The organism is Catellatospora sp. NPDC049133 (assembly GCF_040648455.1).
Classification (GTDB): Bacteria; Actinomycetota; Actinomycetes; order Mycobacteriales; family Micromonosporaceae; genus Catellatospora; species Catellatospora aurea.
In genome coordinates, this window is record NZ_JBEZDT010000025.1 from 73,279 (window position 1) to 97,007 (window position 23,729).

Consider the following 23,729-nt stretch of genomic DNA (forward strand, 5'->3'; position numbering starts at 1 on the left):
CTTCACTTCTCACGTTAGACCGGCATATCCGGCATGTCAATCCTTGGCCAGATTATTTCTTGGCCTCGCCGCGCCGGTGCGCGACGACCACCGGACACCCGGCGTGGTGGATCAGCGCCTGGCTGACCGAGCCCAGCAGCAGGCCGGTGAATCCGCCCAGGCCCCGGCAGCCGACGACCACCAGCAGCGCGCCCATGGACTGCTCGGTCAGCGCGGCCGCCGCGGACGACTCCATGGTGATCCGCTGCAGGTCGAGGTGCGGGTAGCGGTCGTGCCAGCCCGCCACGGCCGTCTCCAGCACCGACTCCTCCTGGGCGCGCAGCGTGTCGATGTCGTACACGAACGGCATGCCCGCCGCGCCGGTGGTGATCGGCCCCAGCCAGGCGTGCACGGCGGTGATGCCGCAGCCGCGCCGGTCGGCCTCGTCGAAGGCGAACGCCAGCGCGTCGCCCGACTGCGGCGAGCCGTCCACGCCGACCACGATCCGGCCCACCGCGCCCACGCCCGCCCGGTCCGGGGCCGCGGGCGGACGCACCACCGCGACGGCGCACTTGGCGTGCATCGACACCTGCAGGCTCGTCGAGCCGAGCATCAGGTCGTGGAAGCCGCCGTGGCCCCGGCTGCCGACGACGACCAGGGCCGCCGACTCCGACTCCCGGATCAGGCCGTGCGCGGGGTCGTCGCGCAGCACCTCGCTGGTGAGCGTGATGTCCGGCCGCATCGCCCGGACCTCGGCCATCGCGTGCTCGGTCACCGTGTGCCCCGCCGACGAGATCGCCGCCTCCGCGTCGCCGTCGCCGAGCCGCGGCCCCGGGTCCTCGCTCACGTGGACGATCCGCAGGGGCAGTTCGCGCAGCGCGGCCTCGTCGGCCGCCCAGCGCAGCGCCGTCGTGGCGGCCGGCGAGCCGTCCACGCCCACCACCACCGGCCCGGTCAGCCCGACGCTCATGGCCCGCCTCCCTGCTCAGCTCACTTCCACTATGTCCTTTCCCGCCCCGTTCTGGGGTGAAACTGGCGGTCGGTGGGGTGGGCAAGATCGCCGTTTCGGGTCAGAACCTGGGGTCAGGCCACACATTTCGCCCTCAAGCGGCGATCTTGCCCACCCCACCGGCCAGGCGCGACCACTTAATGAACGTTAAGCTGGCGTCATGCCCAGCGTTACCCGACTGCTTCCCACCCCCGAAGCACATGACCTGCTCGAACTCACCCGCGAGATCGCGGACAAGGAGCTCGCGCCGCACGCCGACGACTTCGAGGCGCGCGGGGAGTTCCCCCGCGAGCTGATCCGCACCCTGGGCCGCTCCGGCCTGCTCGGCCTGCCCTACTCCGCCGAGTACGGCGGCGCGGAGCAGCCGTACGAGGTCTACCTGCAGGTGCTGGAGATCCTGGCCAGCCGCTGGGTCGCCATCGCCGAGACGGTCAGCGTGCACACCCTGGCCTGCTACCCGCTCGCCCACCACGGCACCGCGGAGCAGCGCGAGCGCTGGCTGCCCGACATGATCGGCGGCGACCTGCTCGGCGCGTACTGCCTGTCCGAGCCCGCCGGCGGCTCCGACGCGGCGAACCTGGCCACGAAGGCCACCCGCGACGGCGACACGTATCGCGTCAGCGGCACCAAGGCGTGGATCACCCACGCGGGCGTGGCCGACTTCTACAACGTCTTCTGCCGCACCGGCGGCCCCGGCCCGAAGGGCATCTCCTGCCTGCTGGCCCCGGCGGACACCCCCGGCCTGAACCCGCAGGCGCGGGAGAAGACCATGGGCCTGCGCTCCTCGCCGGTCGCCCAGATCGCGCTCGACGACGCGGTCGTGCCCGCCGAGCGGCTGATCGGCGGCGAGGGCGAGGGCTTCCGGATCGCGATGGGCGCGCTGGACTCGGGCCGGCTCGGCATCGCGGCCTGCGCGATCGGCCTGGCCCAGGGCGCATTGGACTACGCCGTGAACTACGCCCGGGAGCGGGTGCAGTTCGGCAAGCCGATCATCGACCTGCAGGGGCTGGGCTTCATGCTGGCCGACGCGTCGACACAGATCACCGCGGCGCGGGCGCTGATGCTGCACGCGGCCCGGCTGCGCGACGCGGGGCTGCCGTACTCGATCGAGGCGGCCAAGACCAAGCTGTTCGCCACGGACATGGCCATGCAGGTCGCCACGGACGCGGTGCAGGTGCTCGGCGGGGCGGGCTACGTCGCCGACCACCCGGTCGAGCGCTACTTCCGCGAGGCCAAGGTGTTGCAGATCGTCGAGGGCACCAACCAGATCCAGCGCATGGTGATCGCCCGGTCGCTGGCCAAGGACTGACCCCTTCCGTCGTACGCCGGTCCGGACCCGTGGCACGCGCCACGATCCGGATCGGCGTTTCCTGTTGTGCCCTGGCGGACCTGGTGATGTAATTCCTACAAAGCCGCTAGGAAAAGCAGGTGATCTGAATGATCGTCACCACCGGGGTCCGGGCCGACCATCTGAATACCGCCCGTCGCCTGGCCGACAACCCCGGGGACTGGCCCGTCACGCCCCGATTCGACCCGGTGCGGCGCTGGTACCACCGCCTGCTCGGCGAGCCCGGGGTGGAGGCGTGGCTGCTCACCTGGCTGCCCGGCCAGGAGACCGACCTGCACGACCACGGCGGCAGTGCGGGGGCGTTCGTGGTCGTCTCCGGCGCGCTGACCGAGCGCACGGTGACCGGCGCGGACGGCTCCGCGCGACTGACCGGCCGGGTGCTGGCCGCAGGGGCGGCTCGCCAGTTCGGCGAGCACCACCTGCACCAGATCGCCAACGAGGGCCCCGGACCCGCCGTGAGCGTGCACGTGTACGGCCCCGAGCTGACGACCATGACCCGCTACCGGCTCCAGGGTGGACGGCTGCTGGTGGCCGCGGTCGACCGGGCGGGAGCACAGTGGTGAGCGTGCACACCGCCCCCGCCGCCCCCGCCGGCTCGCGCGGGATCGACCAGATCCTCGCCGAGGCGCGCGCCCGCCTGACCCGCCTCGACGCGACCGAGGCCGCCGCCGCCCAGCGGGGCGGGGCGCTGCTGGTGGACATCCGGCCGGCCGCTCAGCGGGCCGCGCACGGCGGCATCCCCGGCGCGCTTATCGTCGAACGCAACGTCCTGGAGTGGCGCTTCGACCCGCGCAGTGACGCCAGGCTGCCGCAGGCCGGCCGGTACGACCTGCCGGTGGTGGTCTTCTGCCAGGAGGGCTACACGTCCTCGCTGGCCGCCGCCGCGCTGCAGGACCTCGGCCTGCACCGGGCCACCGACCTCGCGGGCGGTTTCGCCGCCTGGCAGGCCGCGGGTCTCCCGGTCACCGCCTGACTGCGCTGCCGGGTCCGGTCACCGACAGCCATCGCCCCGACACCGTTGCTGATCTTGCAACGGCGCTGCGGTCGTGGCAGGCTGCCGGGAGCCCCGTCGACGAGGAGGAGGGCACGCCATGGCCGTCGACCCCCGGACGCTGGTCGAGGAGTGGGACGCCTGGCGTGCCGCCCGCGAGCAGGAGCTGCGTGCCCCCCACGGGTGGCTGAGCCTCACCGCGCTGCACTGGCTGCCCGCTGACGAGGTCACGCTGCCCGACGTGCCGGGCCGGTGGCACGTTCACGCCGACGGCGTACGGCTGCTGGCCGACGCGGGCGACGGGTTCAGCCATGCGGGTGAATCCGTCGAGGGCGAACTCATGCTCAGTCCGGCCGAGGGCGGCATCGGGATCACGCTCGACCACGGCGACCGGCTCGTCGAACTCATCCAGCGCGGAGGGGCGTACGCGCTGCGCGTGCGCGACCCGCAAGCGCCCACCCGGACCGGCTTCACCGGCGTGCCGACGTTCGATCTCGACGCGCGCTGGGTGCTGGACGCGGTGTTCGAGCCCTACGACACGCCCCGGCCGGTCACCGTCGGCGCGGTCATCCCCGGGCTGACCCACGATCAGATCGCCCGCGGGGTGCTGCGCTTCGAGATCGGCGGCATCGCGCAGGCGCTGACCGCCATGGACGTGGCCGACGGCAGCCTGTCCGTGCTGTTCCGCGACGCGACCAGCGGTGTGACCACGCACGGCGGGGCGCGTTCACTGACGGTCGCCGAACCCGGCGTGGACGGCACGGCGATCGTCGACTTCAACCGCGCGGTCAACATGCCGTGCGCGTTCACCGACTACGGCACGTGCCCGCTGCCGCCGCCGGAGAACCTGCTGGCGGTCGCGGTGGAGGCGGGGGAGCGGACTCCCCGCTGAGTCACCAGTGCTGGCCCCCGTGGCCGGAGGCGAGTGCCTCGGCGTGCGCGCGGCTCTTCTTGAGCTTGCGCGGCACGCGCTCCTTCTTGTGCTTGCCGTCCTGGTGCGTGCTCAAGCCGGCCAGTGCCGTGTAGCTGTCCTCGGTCGCCTGCATGCGGCGGCGCCGGTACGCCATCACGGCGCCCACCCCCGCGGCCGCCGCGGACACCACCCCGGCGGTGATCCAGCTGATCTTGCTCGTTGCCATCGCCCTCTCCTTCGTGCCGCCCGCGGACGTGGACCGGCCAGGTCCGCTGCTCGACCATAGCCCGATCGGAGAGGATATGAGGCGTTTTGCCCATTCGGTCGGCACGTCCGGCGGCCGGGACGAAGCCGCCCCCGTCTGCCTGGCAGGCGGGGGCGGCTTCGTGCAGGAGTGGATCAGGAGGCGGGGGTGGCCGCGAGCACGTCGACCACGAAGCGCAGCGGGCCGGGCACCTGCCCGTTGTCGCCGTACGCCAGCTCCGACGGGATGTCGATCTGCACCCGGCTGCCCACCTTGACCCCGACCATGCCCTGGTCCCAGCCCGGGATGACCTGGCCGACGCCGATCGGCGTGGTGAACGCCTGCCCGCGCTTCCAGGAGGTGTCGAACTCCTCACCGGTCGTGAGGCTCACGCCCACGTAGTTCACGGTGATGGTGTCGCCGGCCTTGACCGCCGGGCCCTTGCCCGCGATCAGCGGGGTGACCTTCAGCTGCTTGAGCGACGCGTTGTCCTTGGTGACGACCGGCTTGGTGCCCAGCGCCGGGTCGGCGCCCGCGGGCAGCGGCGGGAACTTCGCGTCGGGCTTGGGAGCGTTCGGGTCCGCGGCGTTCGGGTCGGCCGCCGAGTTCGGGTCGACGCTGGCCGACGCGTTGGGCTGCGCGCCCGTGTCCTCGCCCCCGCCGTTCTTGAAGACCACGAAGGCAAAAACGATCATCAAGGCCGTGCCGACGAACGTGCCGAGCGTGCCGTACAGGATCTTCCTGCGCTTGGCCGCCTTCGCCGCCGCGATGCGGGCATCACGCCGCTCCGCCTTGGTCGCCCGCCGGGTCTCCGCCCGGTCCTTCACCTGTCCGCTCACGAGTCCTCGAATCTCCGCCGACCGTCATCACATTTTGTGGCACCTGCCACGGCTGGGCACACGCTACCGGTTCCCGCGCCGGTCCGCGCGGGTCACTGCCCGGCGATCCGGTGCGGCTCGTACGGTTTCTCCAGCGCGGCGACCTCGTCCGCGCTCAGGGTGAGCTCCAGCGCGGCCACCGCGTCCTCCAGATGCTGCGGTTTCGTCGCCCCGACGATCGGCGCGACCACGCCCGGCCGGCTCGCCACCCAGGCCAGCGCGACCTGCGCCCGGGGCACCCCGCGCTCGCGGGCGATCCGGCCCACCTCGGCGATGACCGCCTGGTCGGCCGCCTCTGTCGAGGCGTACAGGCCCTCGCCGAAGGCGTCGTCCTTGGTGCGGGCGGTCACCGTGTCGGGCTCGCGGGTGAGCCGGCCGCGGGCCAGCGGGCTCCACGGGATGACGCCGACGCCCTCGTCGAGGCAGAGCGGCAGCATCTCCCGCTCCTCCTCGCGGTAGATCAGGTTGTAGTGGTTCTGCATGGTGACGAACCGCGTCCAGCCGTGCGCGTCGGCCATGTGCAGCGCCTTGGCGAACTGCCACGCGTACATCGAGGACGCGCCGAGGTAGCGGGCCTTGCCGGCCTTGACCACGTCGTGCAGCGCCTCCAGGGTCTCCTCCAGCGGCGTGTACGGGTCGAACCGGTGGATCTGGTACAGGTCCACGTAGTCCGTGCCGAGCCGGCGCAGGCTGTTGTCGATCTCGGTCATGATCGCCTTGCGGGACAGGCCGCGGCCGTTGGGGCCCTCGCGCATCACGCCCCACACCTTGGTGGCGATGACGACCTCGTCACGGTCGGCGAAGTCGCGCAGCGCCCGGCCCACGATCTCCTCGCTGCTGCCCAGCGAGTACACGTTGGCGGTGTCGAAGAAGTTGACCCCGAGCTCCAGCGCCCGCTTGATGAAGGGCCGGGACTCGTCCTCGGGCAGTGTCCAGGTGTGGCTGCCCAGGCTCGGCTCGCCGTAGCTCATGCAGCCCAGGCTCAGCCGCGACACGTCGAGGCCGGTGCGGCCCAGTTTCACGTACTCCATAGGGCTTGATCCTTCACGCTCGGGCGGTGGCTCGCGACAGGTCGGCGAAGAAATCCGGGTAGGTCTTCGCGACGCACCGCGGGTTGTCGATCTCGATGCCGGGCGAGCGCAGGCTGAGCAGCGACAGGCTCATCGCCATGCGGTGGTCGCCGTACGTGTCGAAGCGCGTCGGCGCGGGCCGCCCCGGCCGGATCGTGAAGCCGTCCTCGTGCTCCTCGGCGTCGATGCCCGCCCGGCGCAGTTCGGTGACGACCGCGGCCAGCCGGTCGGTCTCCTTCTTGCGGATGAAGCCGATGCCGCGCACCCGGGTCGGGCCGTCGGCGTGCACCGCGACCGCGGCCAGGGTCTGCGCGGTGTCGGAGATGTCTGCCATGTCGACGTCGACGCCGCGCAGCGGGCCGCCGCCGGTCACGGTGATGCCGTCGGCGCCGCGCGACACCCGCGCGCCCATGCGCTCCAGCACGTCGGCGAAGCGTACGTCGCCCTGCAGGCTGCCCGTGCCCAGCCCGGCCACGGTGATGCGCCCGCCGGTGATCGCCGCCGCGGCCAGGAAGTACGACGCCGCGCTCGCGTCGGGCTCGATCGCGTACTCGGTCGCGCGGTAGCGGCCCGGGGCGACGCCGAGCCCGTCGGCCGGCACGCCGAACGCGGCCATCACCGCGGCGGTCATCGTCACGTACGGCACCGACACCAGCGCCGAGGTCAGCTCCACGGCCAGCCCGTCGCGCATCAGCGGCCCGGCCATCAGCAGCCCGGACAGGAACTGGCTGGACAGGTGCCCCGGCAGCGGAACCCGGCCGCCGTGCACCGGCCCGGTCACGGCCAGCGGCAGGCGGCCCGCCTCGGCCGGCTCCTCGACCCGCGCGCCGAGCGTGCGCAGCGCCTCGACCTGCGGGCCGAACGGGCGGGCGCGCAGCTGGGCGTCGCCGTCGAGCACGCCGCGCGCCGGGCGCAGCGCCAGCGCGGGCAGCAGGAAGCGGGCGGTGGTGCCGGACTGGTTGGCGAACACCGACACCGGGCCGGTCGCCGTGCGCGGGTCGGTGCCGCGCACCGTCACCGTGGCGCCGGCCTCGTCGACCGTCACCTGCGCGCCCAGCGCGGCGATCGCCCCGAGCATGGCCCGCGTGTCATCGGCGAACAGCACGCCCGTCAGCGTGCTCGTCCCCTCGGCGAGCGCCGCGCACAGCAGCGCCCGGTTGGTGATGCTCTTGGAGCCCGGCAGCTGCACGGTGGTGTCCGGCGGCTGCTCCACCGGCGACAGCGCGATCACGGACGGCAGTGAGGTCTCCGACACGGCCGTCAGTATGCGCCGCCTCCACCCCCCGCGACGCCTCATGACCACGCTCTGAGATCACCCCACCAAGATCGCGACGATCTCGCGCGAACTGTTGCCCTTATGCGGCTTTCGAGTGTGTCATCCCCACAGTCCACGCAAGATCGCCGCCGCGGGCGGGGCGAGGTCGTCGGGGTCAGGGGGTGGCGGGGCGCCAGGCGGTGGTGGGGAGGGGGTGGAGGCCGGGTGGGTAGGTGGAGCCTTCGGCGGTGGTCCAGCCGAGGGAGGCGATCATCAGGGCGGCGGTGGTGTCGAAGACGTTGAGGCTGTCGCCGTCGCCGGCGACGAGGTTGGCGATGCGGCCGGCGGCGAAGAGGAAGAGTTCGCGGTCGCCGTAGCGGTGGGCGGTGAGGTGGGGGATGACGGAACGGCCGGGGCCCAGGGCGGTGACGTCGATCTCGTTGTCGGTGTGGCCCGCGTTGAGCAGGATGCAGCCGTCTTTGGCCTGGCCGAGTAGTGGGCCGGGGACCGAGTCGGGGCGGCCGGTCGCGGTGACGACGACGTCCGCGTCGGCGATCAGCTCTTCGGCCGTGCCGACGCGGTAGCCCTCGTAGGAGGCGACGGCGCGCCGGGAGGGGTCGGGTTCGGCGACGAGGATCTGGGCGCCGTAGGCGCGGGCCGCACGGGCCAGGCCCGCGCCGACCTCGCCGTAGCCGACCACCAGGACCGACTTGGCGTGCAGTGTGAGGCTGGTGCGGGCGGCCAGGGTGGCCCAGGTGCTGGTGCCGACGGCGAAGCGGTTGTGCAGGACCGTCTTGAGCGGCACCGCGTCCAGGTCGAACACCGGATGGCGCACCTCGACCCGGAACAGCCGGTCGATGCCGGTGCGGGTGACCTCGACACCGGCCCGCAGCCCGGGATAGCCGGCCCGGGCGGCCGCCGTCATCACCACCGCGCCCATCTCCAGCGCGTGCGTCGGAGCCCACTCCACGCACGCCACCGCCGCCCGCGTCTCGTCCGCGAACCGGGTGAACGCCGTCTCCACGCCCTCGGCGTGCAGCCAGCCGACGACGTCCCACTGCGTGGTGTGCGGGTTGGCCGGCACGACCGCCACCTGCGCTCCCGCGCGGGCGAACGCCTCGATCGCCAGCAGCATCTTCAGATCCAGGTGCGCGGTGCAGGCCAGCCGTACGCCGTGCATCGGCGGCAGCTGCGCCGCGACGCGCGCGGTCAGTGTCATGTTGCGGCGCGCCCAGGCGATGCGCTCGTCGAGCGCGATGGCCTGCCACGCGGTGGGCGCCTGGGACACCGGGTCACCGGTCCGGGTAGAGGATCTTCGCGAGTTCGCCGAACAGCGGGGTCGCGTGGTCGGTGTCCAGGGACGACCGGTTCACCTCGACCACGATGACCGCCCCGGTGTCGGGCAGGTAGAACATCGCGGTGTTGTAACCGATGATCGTGCCGTTGTGGCCCAGCCAGCCACCCCAGTCGGCGATGCCCAGCCCGTACGACACCTGCGCGCCCTGGGCCAGCGGCACCGTCCGCAGCCGCTCGCGCTGCAGGCGTTCGCTGATCAGCGCGCCGTTGGCCAGTTCGGCGGCCCAGATCCGCAGGTCGTGCAGGTTGGACACCATCGCCCCGGCGGCTCCGGCGTAGCCGGGGTTGGACTCGGTGACGTCGCGCATCGCCGCGCCGTCGCCCGGGTCGGGCGTCTCGTCGTAGCCGCGCGCGTACGGCGGCTCCAGGGCGGACGTGGCCGGGTAGCTCGTCGAGGTCAGCCCGAGCTTGTCGACGATCTCGTCTTCGATCAGGTCGCCGACGGCCCGTCCGGTGACCCGCTCGACGACCGACTCCAGCAGGATGTAGTTGGTGTCGGAGTAGTGGAAGCCGCCGCCCGGCGGGAAGTAGGGCTCGTGGTTGCGGGCGATGTCGAGCGCGTCGCGCGGCCCGAAGGAGCCGGCCGGGTCGGCCTCGTACCGCTTCTGGAACTCCGGGTCCTCGGTGTAGTTGTACACGCCCGAGGTCATGTTCAGCAGCTGGCGGATCGTGATCGCGTTGCCGTCGGGCCAGTCCACGTACCGGCTCAGCGGCTCGTCCAGGCCGATCAGCCCCTGGTCGACCAGGCGCAGCACGGCGGTGCCGGTGAACGTCTTGGTGATGCTGCCGACCCGGAACCGGTCGGCGGCGTTCATCACCCGGCCGGTCTCCTGATCGGACACACCGACCACGCAGATCCAGGTGCCGCGGCCGGGCACGAACACCCCGGCGGTGATGCCGGGCGCCTTCGCGTCGGCGAGGGTCTTGGCGACGGCGGCGTGCATCCGGTCGCGTTCGTCGCCGGAGAAGCCGAAGGCGGCCTGCGGGCACCCGTCCGGGGCCGCCGCGCGGGCCGGGAACAGCCCGATGGTCAGGGTCAGCACGGCCGCGACGGCCAGCGCCGCCACCATGTGCCAGGTCTTCACACCCGTTCCCCCGTCCTGTTCGGGGCGTAGCCCGTCCGGGGCACAGCTGTCGGGCTCAGTTTACCGGCGACGTATCCCTAACATGGACAAAACGCCAAGGCGTGTACCCGACTCGGCCGCCGAGGTGTGCCGGTCAGCGCTCGGCACCGCGCCGCGTCGCGTCGAGCAGCAGCACGACGAGCCCGGCCAGCGCGTCCGCGGTGTGCGCGGCCGGGCGCAGCGGCAGCACGATGTGGCTCACCACGAGGCGGATCACGGTCTCGGCGGCGAACGCCAGCTCCTCGGGCTCGACGTCGGGCGCGAACGCCGCGGCCCACTCCAGCAGCGGCACCGCCGCGGCCGCCATGACCACGTCGGACCGTGTCGTCAGGTATGGCAGCAACGGGTCCGCGCCGCCGCGGGAGCTGGTCAGAATGACGCGGACCAGCGGGTTCTCCGCGGCCTCGTCGAGTGCGAAGCGCACCGCCGCGGCGACCCCGGCCCGCACGTGCGACCCGTGCGCGAACAGGATCGCGCGCACACCGGCGATGAACTGCTCGATCTCGGCATCGGCCATGGCGTCGGCGAGCCCGGCCCGGCCGCCGTACTCGTTGTAGACGGTCTGCCGGCTCACCCCGGCAAGCTCGGCGACGCCCGCCATGCGCACCTCGGCCCAGCCCCGGGTGATGGTCAGCTCGCGGGCCGCGGCGACGATCGCGGCCCGGGTGGCGGCACGGTCGGGCCGCACGATCGGGAGCATCATCCCATGACTTTACAAAATACTCGTGATTGTCGACAGTCGATGAGCATGGGACTCTCGGCGTACACCCCTCATCGCGGAGGCGACCATGAGCGATCCGACCTGGCGCGACCCCCGCCGCCTGCTGTGGCCGGCGGCCCTGCTCGTGCCCACACTGCCCTTCCAGGGCCTGGCCCTCGCCAGCGGCGGCCACGCCTGGGCCTGGTGGCTCACCCCCGCCGTCGTGTTCGGACTGATCCCGCTGGTCGACCTGCTCGTCGGCGACGACCGCGCGAACCCGCCCGAGGAGGCCACGGCCGCGTTGCAGCGCTCGCGCTACTACCGCGTGCTCACCTACCTCTACCTGCCCCTGCAGTACGCGGCGCTGGTCGCCTGCTGCGCGGTGTGGGCGCGCGGCGGGCTGAGCCCGTTCGCCGCGGTCGGGGTGGTGCTCAGCATCGGGATCGTGAACGGCATCGCCATCAACACCGCGCACGAGCTCGGCCACAAGCGCGAGCGCCTGGAGCGATGGCTGTCGAAGATCGCGCTGGCGCCGACCGGGTACGGGCACTTCTACGTCGAGCACAACCGGGGCCACCACGTGCGGGTGGCCACCCCGGAGGACCCGGCCAGCGCCCGGCTGGGGGAGGGCTTCTGGGCCTTCCTGCCGCGTACGGTGCTGGGCAGCCTGCGTTCGGCCTGGCGGCTGGAGACCGCGCGCTTCCGGCTGCGCGGGCGTTCCCCGTGGACCTGGCGCAACGACGTGCTCAACGCGTGGGTCATGACGGTGGCGCTGTTCGCCGCGCTGACCGCCTGGTTCGGGCCGGTCGTGCTGCCGCTGCTGGCCGCGCAGGCGGTGGTCGGGTTCGCGCTGCTGGAGGTGGTGAACTACCTGGAGCACTACGGACTGGCCCGGCAGCAGCTCGCCACCGGCCGCTACGACAAGGTCGATCCGCGGCACAGCTGGAACAGCGACCGCATCGTCACCAACGTCTTCCTGTTCCAGTTGCAGCGGCACAGCGACCACCACGCCAACCCGCTGCGCCGCTACCAGGTGCTGCGCACCTTCGACAGCTCACCGCAGCTGCCCGCCGGGTACGCGACGATGATCGTGGCGGCGCTGCTGCCGCCGCTGTGGCGGCACGTCATGGACCGGCGCGTGCTCGCCCACTACGACCAGGATCTGAGCGCCGCGAACGTGCACCCGCCGGCGCTGGCCCGGCTGCGCGCCCGGTATCCGCTGGTCGCGCCGCCGGCGGGGTGACCGCGAGACGTCGAAGGAATTCGTGCCGTCATGGCAAAGTTGCACGTAGTCGCCGTGGGCATGGCGATGTTCGGCGGCGCGGTCTTCCTCGGCCAGTACTTCCAGGTCTGCTCGCGGTGCAGAACACCGCCGCGCTGAAGGACCTGGGCGCGGCGACCGCAGCGGTCACCTTCTTCCGCTCCCTCGGTGGCGCCGTCGGCGTGTCCGTGCTCGGCGCGGTCCTCGCCGAGCGGGTCAAGTCGACCATTCTGTCCCCGCTCGCGGCCGCGGGTCTGCCCGCCGGGGCGGGCGGCGGTTCGCTCAACCTCAAGGCCCTGCCGCCCGCGGCCCAGGCGTCGTCCGCGAGGCGTACGGCGACGCCACCGGCCACATCTTCCTGGTGTCGGCGGCGATCGGGGTGGTCGGCGCGATCAGCGAGGCTCGGCGGGCCACGGGTGGCGGGAACGGGGATACCGGGTGGTGGGGTGGGTGGGGGGTCAGGCACACTCTCGCGGGTGAACCCCACCCCTGCCTGGGCTTACGCGGATGGACGCCGTTGTGTGCGGTCCGTGCTCGAACCGGATGCGGAGCGCTGAGATGCAGGTCGAGGTGGCCGTGCTGATCGGGTTGCAGGCGTCGGGCAAGAGCACGTTCTGCCGGACGGTGCTCGCCGACGGGCGTGCGGTGGTGAGCAAGGACGACTTCCGCAACGCCCGCAACCGGCAGCGACGCCAGCTGCGGCTGGTCGGCGAGGCGCTGGTCGCCGGGCGCAGCGTCGTCGTCGACAACACCAATCCGTCCCCGGAGCAGTGGCAACCGCTGATCGAGGCCGCCCGGGAGCACGGTGCGAGCGTCGCCGGCTACTGGTTCCCGCCTGATCCGGCGGGGTCCGCGGCCCGCAACGCCGTCCGCGACGACCGCACGCGGGTGCCGGCTGCCGGGTTGCGCGCCGTGCTCCGCGAGCTCCGGCGGCCGAGCCGCGCGGACGGGTTCGACCGGCTGTACACGGTGGGTTTCGACGGGGCGGGCGGGTTCCGTGTCGAGGTGCTGGAAGAGGAGCGGTGACCGTGGACGCGGACGAGTTCGAGGCCGCGCAGCGGGCGCGGGAGTACTTCCACGGGCTGACCCTGCTGCCCGGCGCGTGGACGGTGCTGCGGCTGGACGGCCGGGGCTTCTCGCGATTCACCGAACGGCACTTCGACAAGCCGTTCGACGAGCGCTTCGGCGAGCACATGGTGACCACGGCGACCGCGCTGCTGACCGAACTGGGGGCGCGGTACGCGTACACCGAGAGCGACGAGATCTCCCTGCTGCTGCCACCCGGCTTCGACCTGTTCGGGCGCGGGGTGGAGAAGCTCGTCTCGATCTCGGCGGGTATCGCCAGCGCGACGTTCACGCACGCCGCGGGCGTGCCGGCGCATTTCGACTCGCGGGTCTGGCTCGGCGTCTCGGTCGCCGACGTGGCCGACTATTTCTCGTGGCGGCAGTCCGACGCGTCCCGGTGCGCGCTCAACGGCTGGTGCTACTGGACCTTGCGCAAGACCGGGCTGAGCCGCTCGCAGGCCACACGCGCCCTCGACGGCGCGACGACCTCGGGCAAGAACGAGCTGCTGTACCAGCACGGGATCAACTTCAACGAACTGCCCGCCTGGCAGCGCCGGGGGATCGGGCTGTGGTGGGAGGCGTTCGAGCGGGCCGGACACGACCCCGTCCGCGGCGTCGACGTCACCGCCACCCGCCGCCGGGTCCACGTGGAGCGCGAGCTGCCCATGAAGGACGCGTACCGTGCCCTGATCCTGCGGGTGGCCGGCGCCTCCTAGTCCTCGGGCACGAACACACCCCGGCCCGGCACTCCGATGACCAGCCCCTGCAGCCGCAGCACGCCGATGGCGCGCGTGATGGTGGAGAAGTGGACTGAGTACAGCGTCGCCAGTTCGTTGTAGGACGGCAGTTGCTGGCCTGGCTGGTACTCGCCGGACTTGATGCGAGCAGCGAGGTCTTCCGCGATCTTCAGATAGCTCATGGGCAACGGCATGGCGACACTCTCGGGTTGGCACCCCGATTGGATCACGATCACCTACTCCACCACCACCAGATGATGGACCTACTCCATTAGGTGGAGTAGGCATTGCGTCCGGGTTGGCACTTGGACGTGCGTGGGCGGGTCGGCTCGCACCCTGGCCCGCCCACCTCGAGCACACTTCTGACCAGGAGGTTGGCTGGATGGCCATCGACGAACGAGGAGGACTCCGTGTGGTCCTACATCGAACCGATCAGCGACGAGCGTGCGGAGTTTCTCCGTCGTGAACTCCACCGCCATCGCGACGCGGATCGTTCCGGGCTGTGCCGTATCTGTCGGCAACCGAACTGCCTCGGTGCGCGGCAGGCTCGGGCGGAACTGCGTATGGCAGGTCGGTACGAGTAAGGGACGTCGTTCTCGGGTCCCCATATACCTCCCATAGCTCCTGTCCGTCGCGGCAGGTGGGGTGGCGAGCGCGTCGCCCATGGCTCGCAACCGCGGAAGGTCGCGCTCGTCACCGACAACAACCCCTCGTGGCAATCTGCTTCGCGGCCTCCGACGCGTATGCAGTTTCGGGGAAAGTCCATGGTTGATCCCTGCACGTCCAGCAGCGTCGCGTCGCCCTCGGCGTCGAACCTGCGGAACGTGCCCGACGAGCGGGCGAACCCATGCGCACGCAGCAGCGGACCAAGCTGCGACTTGATCATGTTGAGGTATGCCTGGCGGACCGGCCGTTGCACCAGGCGACGCTACCGGCCAGGTCTGACCCTCACGCTTTCGACGCGACTCAGCCGAGAGCCCTGATCGCCGGGATGACCGTTTCGCCGTACGCGGCCAGGGTGTGGTCCATGTCGTCGTGCTGGAGGTAGACGGCGAACTGGTCCACGCCCAGCTTCTTGAGCCGGGTGAGCTTGTCGATGTGGGCCTGCGCGGGGCCGAGCACGCAGAACCGGTCCACGATGTCGTCGGTGACGAACGCGGTGTGCGCGTTGTCGGCGCGGCCGTGCTCGGCGTAGTCGTAGCCCTGCCGGCCCTTGATGTACTCGGCGAGCGCGTGCGGGACCGCGCCGTGGTCGCCGTACCGGGCGACGATGTCGGCGATGTGGTTGCCGACCATGCCACCGAACCAGCGCACCTGGTCGCGCTGGTGGACCAGGTCGTCGCCGACGTACGCGGGCGCGGCGACGCAGATCTTGACCGTGGACGGGTCGCGCCCGGCCTGCTCGGCGGCCCGGCGCACGTGCTTGATCATCCACTCGGTGATGTCGAGGTCGGCCAGCTGCAGGATGAAGCCGTCGCCGACCTCGCCGGTCACCTTGATGGCCTTGGGGCCGTACGCGGCGACCCACACCTCCAGCGCCGACTCCTTGACCCAGGGCAGGCGCATCTCGATGCCGCGGTGCGTCGCCTCGCGCCCGTTGGCCAGGGCGCGGATCACGCCGACGGCTTCGCGCAGGTGCGCGATGTCGACCGGGGGCAGGCCGAGGGTGCGCCGGGCGGAGTCGCCGCGGCCGATGCCGCAGACGGTGCGGTTGCCGTACATCTCGTTGAGGGTGGCGAAGGTGCTGGCGGTGACGGTGACGTCGCGGGTGCCCGGGTTGGTGACCATCGGCCCGACGATGACCTTCTCGGTGGCGGCGAGGATCGCGCTGTAGATGACGTAGGGCTCCTGCCAGAGCAGGTGTGAGTCGAACGACCATACGTGGCTGAACCCGGCGGCCTCGGCACGCTGCGACAGCTCCACGACCCGCCGTGCGGGCGGGTCCAGCTGGAACACGACCCCGATGTCCACTGTGCGTTCCTTTCGAGCTGACGTCTTGGCTGCTGGCCGGGGGTGGTGGGTTTGGAAGGGCACCTTCTTATACGCGGAGCGATAAGAAGGTGCCCTTCCTTTCTCAGAGCAGGTAGGTGGAGAGGCCGCGGGGGAGGTAGCGGCCGTGGCCTTTGTGGCCGTGGAAGGTGTTGTTCGCGACGAGGACGGTGCCGCGGGAGATGACGGCGTCGACCTTGCCGGCGATCTCGTAGCCCTCGTAGGCGGAGTGGTCCATGTTCATGTGGTGGGTGTCGACGCTGATGCGGGTGCGGCCGTTCGGGTCGTACACGACGATGTCGGCGTCGGAGCCGGGGGCGAGGACGCCTTTGCGCGGATAGAGGCCGAACATGCGGGCCGGGGTCGTGGCCAGGGTTTCGACCCAGCGGGCCAGGGAGAGTTTGCCGTCGACGACGCCCTGGTAGAGCAGGTCGACGCGGTGTTCGACGCCGCCGATGCCGTTGGGGATCTTCGAGAAGTCGCCGAGGCCCAGTTCCTTCTGCTCCCGGAAGCAGAAGGGGCAGTGGTCGGTGGAGACCACGGCGAGGTCGTTGGTGCGCAGGCCGCGCCACAGGTCGCGTTGGTGCGGCTCGTGCTTGGAGCGCAGGGGAGTGGAGCAGACCCACTTGGCGCCTTCGAATCCCGGTGCGCCGAGTTGGTCTTCGAGGGTGAGGTAGAGGTATTGGGGGCAGGTTTCGGCGAAGACGTTGCGGCCGGTGTCGCGGGCTGCGGCTACTGCTTCGAGGGCTTGGGAGGCGGACAGGTGCACGATGTAGAGGGGGGTGTCGCCGGCTACCTGGGCCAGGGAGATGGCGCGGCGGGTGGCTTCGGCTTCGAGTTCGGCGGGGCGGGTCAGGCCGTGGTTGATGGGGTCGGTTTCGCCGCGGGCCAGGGCTTGGCCGATGAGCACGTCGATGGCGATGCCGTTCTCGGCGTGCATCATGATCATGGAGCCGTTGTCGCGGGCTTTCTGCATGGCGCGCAGGATCTGGCCGTCGTCGCTGTAGAACACGCCGGGGTATGCCATGAACAGTTTGAAGCTGCTGATGCCCTCGGCGTCGACGAGGGAGTCCATGGCCTTCAACGACTCTTCGTCGACCCCACCGATGATCATGTGGAAGCCGTAGTCGATGTGGCAGTTGCCGTCGGCCTTGGCGTGCCAGGCGGCCAGCCCGTCGGGGATCCGTTCGCCGGTGCGCTGCACGGCGAAGTCGACGATCGTGGTCGTGCCGCCGAACGCCGCCGCGCGGGTGCCGGTCTCGAACGTGTCCGAGGCGGACGTCCCGCCAAACGGCAGCTGCATGTGGGTGTGCACGTCGACCGCGCCGGGGATGACGTACTTGCCGCTCGCGTCCACCACCTGCGCGCCCTCGACGGGCGGGGTGCTGTCCGGCGAGAACAGCCCGGCGATCCTCTCGCCCTCGACCAGCACGTCCGCGGGGTGCGCGCCGGTCGCGGTGACGACCGTGCCGCCCTTGATCAGCAGGTACACGCCGTGCCTCCTCAGGCCTGGGTCAGCGGGCCGTAGGCGTCCGGCCGGCGGTCCCGGTAGAACTGCCACCGGTCGCGCACCGTGTCCAGCAGCTCCAGGTCCAGGTCCCGGACGACCAGCTCAGGCTGGTGCGCGTCGGCCGTGTCGCCGACGAACGCGCCCTCGGGGTCGACGAAGTAGGACGTGCCGTAGAAGTCGTCGTCGCCCAGATCCTCGATACCGACCCGGTTGATCGCCCCGATGAAGTACTCGTTGGCCACCGCCGAGGCGGGCTGCTCCAGCTGCCACAGATACGACGACAGCCCACGGCTGGTCGCCGACGGGTTGAACACGATCTGCGCCCCGTTGAGACCCAGCGCCCGCCAACCCTCCGGGAAGTGCCGGTCGTAGCAGATGTACACGCCGACCTTGCCGACCGCGGTGTCGAAGACGGGGTAGCCGAGGTTGCCGGGCCGGAAGTAGAACTTCTCCCAGAAGCCTTTGACCTGCGGGATGTGAGTCTTGCGGTACTTGCCCAGATAACTGCCGTCCGCGTCGACCACCGCAGCCGTGTTGTACAGCACCCCCGGCTGCTCCTGCTCGTACATCGGCAGCACCATCACCAAGCCCAACTCACGAGCCAGAGCCTGGAACCGCTCCGTCGTCGGACCCGGAATCGACTCCGCATACGAGTAGTACTGCGCGTCCTGGACCTGGCAGAAATAAGGGCCGTAGAACAGCTCCTGGAAACAGATCACCTTCGCGCCCTGCGCGGCGGCCTGCCGCGCATACTCCTCATGCGCCTTGATCATGGATTCCTTGTCACCCGTCCAGGTCGTCTGGACCAGCGCGGCACGGATCATGCGCGACATGCGGCACCTCCTGCGAGCCTGTTGAGCCGGTACTCCAGGTAACCAGGCGAACTGCGCCGGTGTGCCCCGACGTGCCGGATAAACCAGCATATTCTCAGCGATTGCCCCGAAGGCCGACGGGCTCGGGGCTGCGGCGGTGGACGAAAGCGCAGGTGGCGGCCGAGGGGTCAGCGGAGAGTGACGCCGTCCGGAAGAATGGCCGCCCATGACCAGAGAAGGCTCATCACTGCCGGAGTGGATGCGCAAGGACGCCGAACCCGTGCGCACCACCCTGTACTGGCGCGTCACCCAGTGGTTCAGCCGCAGTCCCTGGTTCGGCGGCGCGTGGCGGGCGGTGCGCGACCGGCCCCGGCTGTCGCGGCGCTTCCCACGGACGTACGCCGTCCTGGCGTGGCTGTTCGCCGTCGCGATCGCGTTCTTCCTCGGCTACAAGATCATTGAGTACTACAACCTCATCATGGCCGGAAAGGTGTAGCCCCGGCCGCGGGCGATCGGCTCAACGGAGTATTGCCATATGTCTCTATGGCGCTGGACACTCGTGCATCGTCGAGCGCCAGAAGGGGCAGCCATGAGTGATCCCGCGCAGGCAACAGACAGCGACTCCGCACGACTCGCCGAACTCGGCTACAAGCAGGAACTGCACCGTGGGTGGAGCGGCTTCTCCAACTTCGCCATCTCGTTCTCGATCATCTCGATCCTGGCCGGCTGCTTCACCACGTTCGGCCAGGCCTGGATGAACGGCGGCCCGATCGCCATCTCCTGGGGCTGGCCGATCATCTCCGCGTTCATCCTGATCATCGGCCTGTGCCTGTCGGAGCTGGTCTCTGCGTATCCGACCGCGGGCGGCATCTACTGGTGGGCCGCGAAGCTGGGCCGGCCGGTGCACGGTTGGTTCACCGGCTGGTTCAACCTGATCGGCCTGGTCGCGGTGACCGCGTCGGTCGACTACGGCTGCGCGACCTTCCTCAACCTGGTGCTGGCCAACACCGTGCCGGGCTGGGCGGGCACCTTCACCCAGGCGTTCTACCTGTTCCTGGGCATCCTCGTGCTGCACGCTCTGATCAATGTCTTCGGCGCCCGGATCATCAACCGGCTGCAGGACATCTCGGTCTGGTGGCACGTGTTCGGCGCGGCCGTCATCGTGGCGATCCTGATCGTGGTGCCGACCAGCCACCAGAGCCCGTCGTTCGTCTTCACCGAGACGATCAACGGCAACGGCTTCAACGGCGGCAGCACCTCGGGCCTGGGCTTCTGGCTGTACGTGCTGCCCCTGGGCGGGCTGCTCACGCAGTACACGATCACCGGGTTCGACGCCTGCGCGCACGTGGCCGAGGAGACTCGCGGGGCGGCGCTCAACGCGGCCAAGGCACTGTGGCGGTCCATCTTCTACTCCGCGATCGGCGGCTGGATCCTGCTGCTGGCTCTCCTGTTCGCGGTCAACGACGCGGGCGCGGTCACCGAGGGCTACGGCTTCGTCGGGGTGCTGCTGCAGGGCGCGCTGTCGTCGGGCTTCTTCAAGGTCGTGATCATCATCTCCGTGGTCGGCCAGTTCTTCTGCGGCATGAGCTGCGTGACGAGCATGTCCCGGATGATGTACGCGTTCAGCCGGGACGGCGCGGTGCCCGGCTGGCGGCTGTGGACCCGGCTGGACCGCAACGGCACCCCGATCTGGGCCGTCGTCGCCGGCTGCGTCGCGGGCGGGCTGCTCACCCTGCCCGCGCTGTACCAGAAGAACGGCGCGCCGATCGCCTTCTACGCGGTCGTCTCCGTCGCCGTGATCGGCCTCTACCTGGCCTTCCTCATCCCGATCATGCTCCGGCTGAAGGCCGGCGACAACTTCGAGCCGGGCCCGTGGACCCTCGGCAAGCGTTACAAGGTGCTGGGCTGGATCGCGTCCATCGAGATCATCGTGATCTCGGTGTACTTCATTCTGCCGACCGTTCCGGCCGGGGTGCCGTTCAGCGACGAGTTCGACTGGTCCGCGGTGAACTACGCGCCGATCGCAGTCGGTACGGTGATGCTGCTGATCGGGGTGTGGTGGATCGTGTCCGCACGGAAGTGGTTCACCGGACCCCGGCGTACTGTGGATCTCCCCGCCGGGGTCGCGACCGCCGACGCCCCGGTAGCGGTGCTGGACTGAGCGCCGGGCCGCGCGGTGGCCGGAGGGTTGCCGCGCGGCCCGGACCTGGCCGGACGCCGCACGGGGAATCACCGTCGGGCGGTGGCTGAAGAAGGTGGAATGAGGCGTGGCTAGGCGAGACGACCCGCCCACCCGCGCGTACGGCGAGGAGCTGGCCGCGGAGTGGGTGACGTTCCGCGACCTGCTCGTGGCGGGCCGGTCGGCTGAGGCCATCGCGCTCGCCGACCGCATCGCCGCCGAGTCGGGCGATCCGCTGCGGGTCGCCCAGGCCCTCATCGAGAAGGTCGCGGGCCTGCTCAACCAGGGCGGCGCCGCGCGTCCCGCACCGCTGCTGGACCGGATCGGCGAGCTGCTGCGGCAGGCGGGCCACCATCCGCGGCTCAGCGGCGAATACCACGTGCTCGCCGCGTACGCGGCGTTCGCCGACGGGTCGATGAGCACCGCGGTCAGCAACCTGGTGCAGGCCGAGCGGATGCTGCGCGGCATGACCGAGGCCAACCAGGCCGCGGTGAGCACCTGGCACGACATGTCGGTGACGTACTCGGCGATGGGCTTCCACGCCAAGGCGGTCGAGGCGATGCGGGCAGGGCGGCGCGTGTGCGTGGCCGCGGGCATCGCCGAGGCCGACTGCGCCTGCCTGGAGACGCTGGTGCGCTCGGCGGTGGCGCGCGACCACCAGGGCATGTCCGACGACTGCGTACGCGAGCTGTGGGAAGTGGTGACCTTCGGCCGGGCGGCCGAGCCGGACCTGACCGTGTCCGACCGGACCTATCTGCGGTACGCCGCGGCCCGGCTCGCCGTGTTCGGCCACCGCCCCGCCGGTGAGCCCGTGCCCGGCGGGACCACGCCGGACAGCCCCGACCGGTCGTTCTCGCAGGTCGTGTACCTGACCGCGGTGTGCGAGGCGATCGCGGCCGACCGGCCCGACGAGGCGCTGCGCCTGCTCGGGGAGCCCGCGGCGAGCGGCACCTGGCTCGGCGAGGCCGAGCCGCACCGGCTGCGCTCGATCGCGCTGTCGCGCATCGGCGACCACGCGGGCGCGGTGGAGGCCGAACGGGCCATGGTGCGGATCATCACCCGCGACGACGGCACGCTGCGCGACCGGTACATCGACAGCGTCAACGCCCGCCTCGACCAGGACCGGTTGCGGCAGATCGCCCAGGAGCACGCCGACGCGGCGATGAGCGACCCGCTGACCGGCCTGCCCAACCGGCGGCGCATCAAGGCGTTCGCCGCCGAACTGGCCGGGCGCGGCGCGGACGCGGCGGTGGGCCTGATCGACCTGGACGGGTTCAAGGCCGTCAACGACACGCACGGGCACAACTCGGGCGACCTGGTGCTGCAGCGCATCGCCGGGCTGCTCGCGCAGAGCGTACGCGGCCAGGATCTGCCCGCCCGGTTCGGCGGGGACGAGTTCATGGTCATCCTGCCGGAGACGGGGCTCGCCGAGGCTCGCGAGGTCGGCGGGCGCATCATCGCCGCGGTGGTGGGCGAGGACTGGGAGGCGCTGGTGCCCGGGACCCCGGTGGGCATGAGCATGGGCTGGGCGGCGCTACCCGCGGGCGGCGACCTCGACGCCGTGGTACGGGCCGCCGACGAGGAGCTGTACCGCGAGAAACGCGCGCTGCGCCCGGCCTGACCCCCTGATCGGACACGCGGCGACACGATGTTCATCGGCGCAGTTCGGGTGCGCATGCGTGTTACATTCCCCGAGTTATAACCTCGTCCTCCCGTATATCCGAAGCGCCCGAGAAACGACCCGGGCGCTGTCCGCATTGGTGCGGTGCGGGAGGCGAAGAGTCCACACGAAGTGGACTCGCAGTCTCACCAAGGAGTATCTGACATGGCTGTCGGCACCGTGAAGTGGTTCAACGCGGAAAAGGGCTTCGGCTTCATCACCCCGGACGGCGGCGGAGCGGACGTGTTCGCGCACTTCTCCGCGATCCAGTCCAACGGCTACCGGAGCCTCGACGAGAACCAGCGGGTCGAGTTCGAGATCACCCAGGGCCAGAAGGGCCCGCAGGCGGCCAACATCCGCAAGCTCTGAGATAACGGCGGGTACGCGGTGAGCGGAACACGCGCACCGCGTACCCGCGACTGTCGTCGCCGGCCTGCGGTTAGGTTGGTGGCATGGCACGGCTGACCTATGACCGGTACTGCGACGAGGTGTCCGCCCAGACCGCGCTGCTGCGCGAGGTGCTGCCGGGCGACGACCTGAGCGCGAAGGTGCCGACCTGCCCGCAGTGGTCGCTGGCCGACCTGGTCCGCCACGTCGGCGGCAACGTGCACATGACCGACGCCGCGGTGCGCGGCGAGCCGGGTCCGCGACCCGCGATCGGCGACCCCACCCGGGCGGGGGTGCCCGCCACCGACGACCCGGACACGCTGACCGCCTGGATGCAGGACGGGGCGGACGCGTACGCCCGGACGCTTCGCGAACGCGACGCGCAGGAGGTGGCCGAGATCTTCGGCATGCCGCGGACGCTGACGTTCTGGGCCCGCCGGGCGGCCTGCGACATTCTCGTGCACCGCGCGGACGCGGCGCTGACCACGGGCGCGGGCTACACCATCGCGCCGGACCTGGCCGCCGACGCTCTCGACGAGCTGCTGGAGCTGGCCGTCGACCCGCAACTGGGCACGAGGGTGTTCAAGAAGCTGCCCGAGCTGTTCGGTCCGGCACGCTCGATCCACCTGCACGCCACCGACACCGTCGAGGGACTCGACGCGGAGTGGCTGATCGAGCTCGGCCCCGACGGTGTGACCTGGCGGCACGGCCACGCCAAGGCCGACGTGGCGCTGCAGGCGCCGCTGACCGAGCTGCTGCTGATCCTCTACCGGCGGCTGCCGCTCGACTTCGCGCAGGTCCACGTGCACGGCGACCGCGCGCTGCTCGAAGGCTGGCTGGACCGCGTCTCCATGGGCTGACCGAGGTCAGCAGGTGGAGTGCAGCAGCGCGCCCACCCGTACGCCCGCGTCGGCCAGCAGGTTGTAGACGCGCACCGCCTCCCGGGTCTCGGCGATGTGCACGTCGACGCCGTGTTCGGCCAGGTAGTCCTCGGTCTCCGGCATCACCTCCAGCATCAGCTGCTGGCCCTGCGACAGCACCACCGAGGTCGCGCCCGCAGCGAGCAGCGGCTCGACGTCGGCGGGCTGGATGCCGGGCGAGTGCCGGGTGCCGGTGACCCGCCAGTCCCACTCGCCGCCGCCGCCCGGGTACAGCATGGCGTCCTTGACCTCGCCCACGCCCTCGATCTCGATCTCGCCCCACGCCAGCGACAGCACCTTCGGCGATCTCCGCTCGTCCACGACCGGCATTGTGGCACGATG

Annotated in this window: 25 protein-coding genes; 12 read left to right on the forward strand and 13 right to left on the reverse strand. The window is 71.1% G+C overall.

Features of this window, described 5'->3' with window-relative positions:
• Positions 1-52 precede the first annotated feature (52 nt).
• The gene (locus AB0B35_RS26645; RefSeq protein ID WP_361049938.1) at positions 53-949 is read right to left on the reverse strand and encodes a universal stress protein; all 897 of its coding nucleotides are present in this window, start codon (positions 947-949) and stop codon (positions 53-55) included.
• 199 nt (positions 950-1,148) lie between these two features.
• On the opposite strand from AB0B35_RS26645, the gene AB0B35_RS26650 reads away from it, so the two are divergent.
• The 4 genes from AB0B35_RS26650 to AB0B35_RS26665 all read left to right on the forward strand — a co-directional run bounded on the left by AB0B35_RS26650 (position 1,149) and on the right by AB0B35_RS26665 (position 4,219).
• Positions 1,149-2,297, forward strand: a complete 1,149-nt coding sequence (locus tag AB0B35_RS26650; protein ID WP_360536735.1) for an acyl-CoA dehydrogenase family protein — start codon at positions 1,149-1,151, stop codon at positions 2,295-2,297.
• A 128-nt stretch (positions 2,298-2,425) separates the two neighbouring features.
• Positions 2,426-2,899 carry a cysteine dioxygenase family protein gene (locus AB0B35_RS26655; protein WP_361049940.1) on the forward strand — a complete coding sequence of 158 codons (474 nt, stop codon included), beginning with the start codon at positions 2,426-2,428 and terminating at the stop codon, positions 2,897-2,899.
• Entirely contained in the window at positions 2,896-3,309 is a 414-nt protein-coding gene (locus AB0B35_RS26660) for a rhodanese-like domain-containing protein (RefSeq protein ID WP_361049942.1), read from the forward strand. The genes AB0B35_RS26655 and AB0B35_RS26660 overlap by 4 nt, the downstream gene beginning before the upstream one ends.
• Before the next feature lie 118 nt (positions 3,310-3,427).
• Entirely contained in the window at positions 3,428-4,219 is a 792-nt protein-coding gene (locus AB0B35_RS26665; protein WP_361049944.1) for a DUF1684 domain-containing protein, read from the forward strand.
• A 1-nt stretch (position 4,220) separates the two neighbouring features.
• Here the strand turns inward: AB0B35_RS26665 and AB0B35_RS26670 are convergent, their stop codons facing one another.
• The 7 genes from AB0B35_RS26670 to AB0B35_RS26700 form a co-directional block, all read right to left on the reverse strand.
• On the reverse strand, positions 4,221-4,466 hold the full coding sequence (locus tag AB0B35_RS26670; protein WP_360536741.1) for a hypothetical protein: 246 nt from the start codon (positions 4,464-4,466) through the stop codon (positions 4,221-4,223).
• Positions 4,467-4,639: 173 nt separating this feature from the next.
• Positions 4,640-5,323, reverse strand: a complete 684-nt coding sequence (locus AB0B35_RS26675) for an FKBP-type peptidyl-prolyl cis-trans isomerase (protein WP_361049946.1) — start codon at positions 5,321-5,323, stop codon at positions 4,640-4,642.
• Positions 5,324-5,415: 92 nt separating this feature from the next.
• Positions 5,416-6,393 carry an aldo/keto reductase gene (locus AB0B35_RS26680; protein ID WP_360536745.1) on the reverse strand — a complete coding sequence of 326 codons (978 nt, stop codon included), beginning with the start codon at positions 6,391-6,393 and terminating at the stop codon, positions 5,416-5,418.
• 13 nt (positions 6,394-6,406) lie between these two features.
• Positions 6,407-7,687 carry a 3-phosphoshikimate 1-carboxyvinyltransferase gene (gene aroA / locus AB0B35_RS26685; protein ID WP_361049948.1) on the reverse strand — a complete coding sequence of 427 codons (1,281 nt, stop codon included), beginning with the start codon at positions 7,685-7,687 and terminating at the stop codon, positions 6,407-6,409.
• A 175-nt stretch (positions 7,688-7,862) separates the two neighbouring features.
• Positions 7,863-8,975, reverse strand: coding sequence for an NAD(P)-dependent oxidoreductase (locus tag AB0B35_RS26690; protein WP_361049950.1), 1,113 nt, complete (start codon positions 8,973-8,975; stop codon positions 7,863-7,865).
• Positions 8,976-8,979: 4 nt separating this feature from the next.
• Positions 8,980-10,128, reverse strand: coding sequence for a serine hydrolase domain-containing protein (locus AB0B35_RS26695; protein WP_361049952.1), 1,149 nt, complete (start codon positions 10,126-10,128; stop codon positions 8,980-8,982).
• Between the two features lie 133 nt (positions 10,129-10,261).
• Positions 10,262-10,870 (reverse strand): TetR family transcriptional regulator, encoded by a 609-nt coding sequence (locus tag AB0B35_RS26700; RefSeq protein WP_361049954.1) that lies wholly within the window; start codon positions 10,868-10,870, stop codon positions 10,262-10,264.
• Positions 10,871-10,955: 85 nt separating this feature from the next.
• On the opposite strand from AB0B35_RS26700, the gene AB0B35_RS26705 reads away from it, so the two are divergent.
• The 3 genes from AB0B35_RS26705 (at position 10,956) to AB0B35_RS26715 (ending at position 13,909) form a co-directional block, all read left to right on the forward strand.
• Positions 10,956-12,110, forward strand: coding sequence for an alkane 1-monooxygenase (locus AB0B35_RS26705; RefSeq protein ID WP_361049956.1), 1,155 nt, complete (start codon positions 10,956-10,958; stop codon positions 12,108-12,110).
• A gap of 576 nt (positions 12,111-12,686) precedes the next feature.
• Positions 12,687-13,154: an ATP-binding protein gene (locus tag AB0B35_RS26710; RefSeq protein WP_361049958.1), complete on the forward strand. Its 468-nt coding sequence runs from the start codon at positions 12,687-12,689 to the stop codon at positions 13,152-13,154.
• On the forward strand, positions 13,151-13,909 hold the full coding sequence (locus AB0B35_RS26715; RefSeq protein WP_361049960.1) for a tRNA(His) guanylyltransferase Thg1 family protein: 759 nt from the start codon (positions 13,151-13,153) through the stop codon (positions 13,907-13,909). Before AB0B35_RS26710 ends, AB0B35_RS26715 begins: the two co-directional genes overlap by 4 nt.
• Here AB0B35_RS26715 and AB0B35_RS26720 read toward each other — a convergent pair.
• From AB0B35_RS26720 to AB0B35_RS26735, 4 genes are all read right to left on the reverse strand, one after another.
• On the reverse strand, positions 13,906-14,124 hold the full coding sequence (locus tag AB0B35_RS26720; RefSeq protein ID WP_361049962.1) for a winged helix-turn-helix domain-containing protein: 219 nt from the start codon (positions 14,122-14,124) through the stop codon (positions 13,906-13,908). The genes AB0B35_RS26715 and AB0B35_RS26720 overlap by 4 nt on opposite strands.
• Before the next feature lie 772 nt (positions 14,125-14,896).
• On the reverse strand, positions 14,897-15,901 hold the full coding sequence (locus AB0B35_RS26725; protein WP_361049964.1) for a TIGR03842 family LLM class F420-dependent oxidoreductase: 1,005 nt from the start codon (positions 15,899-15,901) through the stop codon (positions 14,897-14,899).
• A 103-nt stretch (positions 15,902-16,004) separates the two neighbouring features.
• Complete coding sequence (gene hydA, locus AB0B35_RS26730; RefSeq protein WP_361049967.1) at positions 16,005-17,411, reverse strand: dihydropyrimidinase; 1,407 nt, start codon at positions 17,409-17,411, stop codon at positions 16,005-16,007.
• An 11-nt stretch (positions 17,412-17,422) separates the two neighbouring features.
• Positions 17,423-18,262: a nitrilase-related carbon-nitrogen hydrolase gene (locus AB0B35_RS26735; RefSeq protein ID WP_361049970.1), complete on the reverse strand. Its 840-nt coding sequence runs from the start codon at positions 18,260-18,262 to the stop codon at positions 17,423-17,425.
• A 205-nt stretch (positions 18,263-18,467) separates the two neighbouring features.
• Between AB0B35_RS26735 and AB0B35_RS26740 the strand changes: the two genes are divergently transcribed.
• The 5 genes from AB0B35_RS26740 (at position 18,468) to AB0B35_RS26760 (ending at position 23,327) form a co-directional block, all read left to right on the forward strand.
• On the forward strand, positions 18,468-18,737 hold the full coding sequence (locus AB0B35_RS26740; RefSeq protein ID WP_360536773.1) for a hypothetical protein: 270 nt from the start codon (positions 18,468-18,470) through the stop codon (positions 18,735-18,737).
• Positions 18,738-18,830: 93 nt separating this feature from the next.
• Positions 18,831-20,402, forward strand: coding sequence for an amino acid permease (locus AB0B35_RS26745; RefSeq protein ID WP_361049973.1), 1,572 nt, complete (start codon positions 18,831-18,833; stop codon positions 20,400-20,402).
• Between the two features lie 106 nt (positions 20,403-20,508).
• A complete protein-coding gene (locus AB0B35_RS26750; protein ID WP_361049975.1) occupies positions 20,509-22,041 on the forward strand; it encodes a GGDEF domain-containing protein in 1,533 nt (510 codons plus the stop codon).
• A gap of 204 nt (positions 22,042-22,245) precedes the next feature.
• Complete coding sequence (locus AB0B35_RS26755; RefSeq protein ID WP_360536781.1) at positions 22,246-22,449, forward strand: cold-shock protein; 204 nt, start codon at positions 22,246-22,248, stop codon at positions 22,447-22,449.
• 83 nt (positions 22,450-22,532) lie between these two features.
• Entirely contained in the window at positions 22,533-23,327 is a 795-nt protein-coding gene (locus tag AB0B35_RS26760; protein WP_361049977.1) for a maleylpyruvate isomerase family mycothiol-dependent enzyme, read from the forward strand.
• A gap of 6 nt (positions 23,328-23,333) precedes the next feature.
• On the opposite strand, the gene AB0B35_RS26765 is transcribed toward AB0B35_RS26760, so the two are convergent.
• Positions 23,334-23,708: an MTH938/NDUFAF3 family protein gene (locus AB0B35_RS26765; protein WP_361049980.1), complete on the reverse strand. Its 375-nt coding sequence runs from the start codon at positions 23,706-23,708 to the stop codon at positions 23,334-23,336.
• Between the last annotated feature and the right edge of the window lie 21 nt (positions 23,709-23,729).

What these genes read in the sequence shown, in the direction of transcription:
- AB0B35_RS26755 (WP_360536781.1), top strand. Translation starts at nt 22,246, where the DNA reads ATGGCTGTCGGCACCGTGAAGTGGTTCAACGCGGAAAAGGGCTTCGGC.
- AB0B35_RS26645 (WP_361049938.1), bottom strand. Translation starts at nt 949, where the DNA reads ATGAGCGTCGGGCTGACCGGGCCGGTGGTGGTGGGCGTGGACGGCTCG.
- AB0B35_RS26655 (WP_361049940.1), top strand. Translation starts at nt 2,426, where the DNA reads ATGATCGTCACCACCGGGGTCCGGGCCGACCATCTGAATACCGCCCGT.
- AB0B35_RS26680 (WP_360536745.1), bottom strand. Translation starts at nt 6,393, where the DNA reads ATGGAGTACGTGAAACTGGGCCGCACCGGCCTCGACGTGTCGCGGCTG.
- AB0B35_RS26650 (WP_360536735.1), top strand. Translation starts at nt 1,149, where the DNA reads ATGCCCAGCGTTACCCGACTGCTTCCCACCCCCGAAGCACATGACCTG.
- AB0B35_RS26705 (WP_361049956.1), top strand. Translation starts at nt 10,956, where the DNA reads ATGAGCGATCCGACCTGGCGCGACCCCCGCCGCCTGCTGTGGCCGGCG.
- AB0B35_RS26665 (WP_361049944.1), top strand. Translation starts at nt 3,428, where the DNA reads ATGGCCGTCGACCCCCGGACGCTGGTCGAGGAGTGGGACGCCTGGCGT.
- AB0B35_RS26710 (WP_361049958.1), top strand. Translation starts at nt 12,687, where the DNA reads ATGCAGGTCGAGGTGGCCGTGCTGATCGGGTTGCAGGCGTCGGGCAAG.
- AB0B35_RS26670 (WP_360536741.1), bottom strand. Translation starts at nt 4,466, where the DNA reads ATGGCAACGAGCAAGATCAGCTGGATCACCGCCGGGGTGGTGTCCGCG.
- AB0B35_RS26745 (WP_361049973.1), top strand. Translation starts at nt 18,831, where the DNA reads ATGAGTGATCCCGCGCAGGCAACAGACAGCGACTCCGCACGACTCGCC.
- AB0B35_RS26720 (WP_361049962.1), bottom strand. Translation starts at nt 14,124, where the DNA reads ATGCCGTTGCCCATGAGCTATCTGAAGATCGCGGAAGACCTCGCTGCT.
- AB0B35_RS26735 (WP_361049970.1), bottom strand. Translation starts at nt 18,262, where the DNA reads ATGTCGCGCATGATCCGTGCCGCGCTGGTCCAGACGACCTGGACGGGT.
- AB0B35_RS26740 (WP_360536773.1), top strand. Translation starts at nt 18,468, where the DNA reads ATGACCAGAGAAGGCTCATCACTGCCGGAGTGGATGCGCAAGGACGCC.
- AB0B35_RS26760 (WP_361049977.1), top strand. Translation starts at nt 22,533, where the DNA reads ATGGCACGGCTGACCTATGACCGGTACTGCGACGAGGTGTCCGCCCAG.
- AB0B35_RS26700 (WP_361049954.1), bottom strand. Translation starts at nt 10,870, where the DNA reads ATGATGCTCCCGATCGTGCGGCCCGACCGTGCCGCCACCCGGGCCGCG.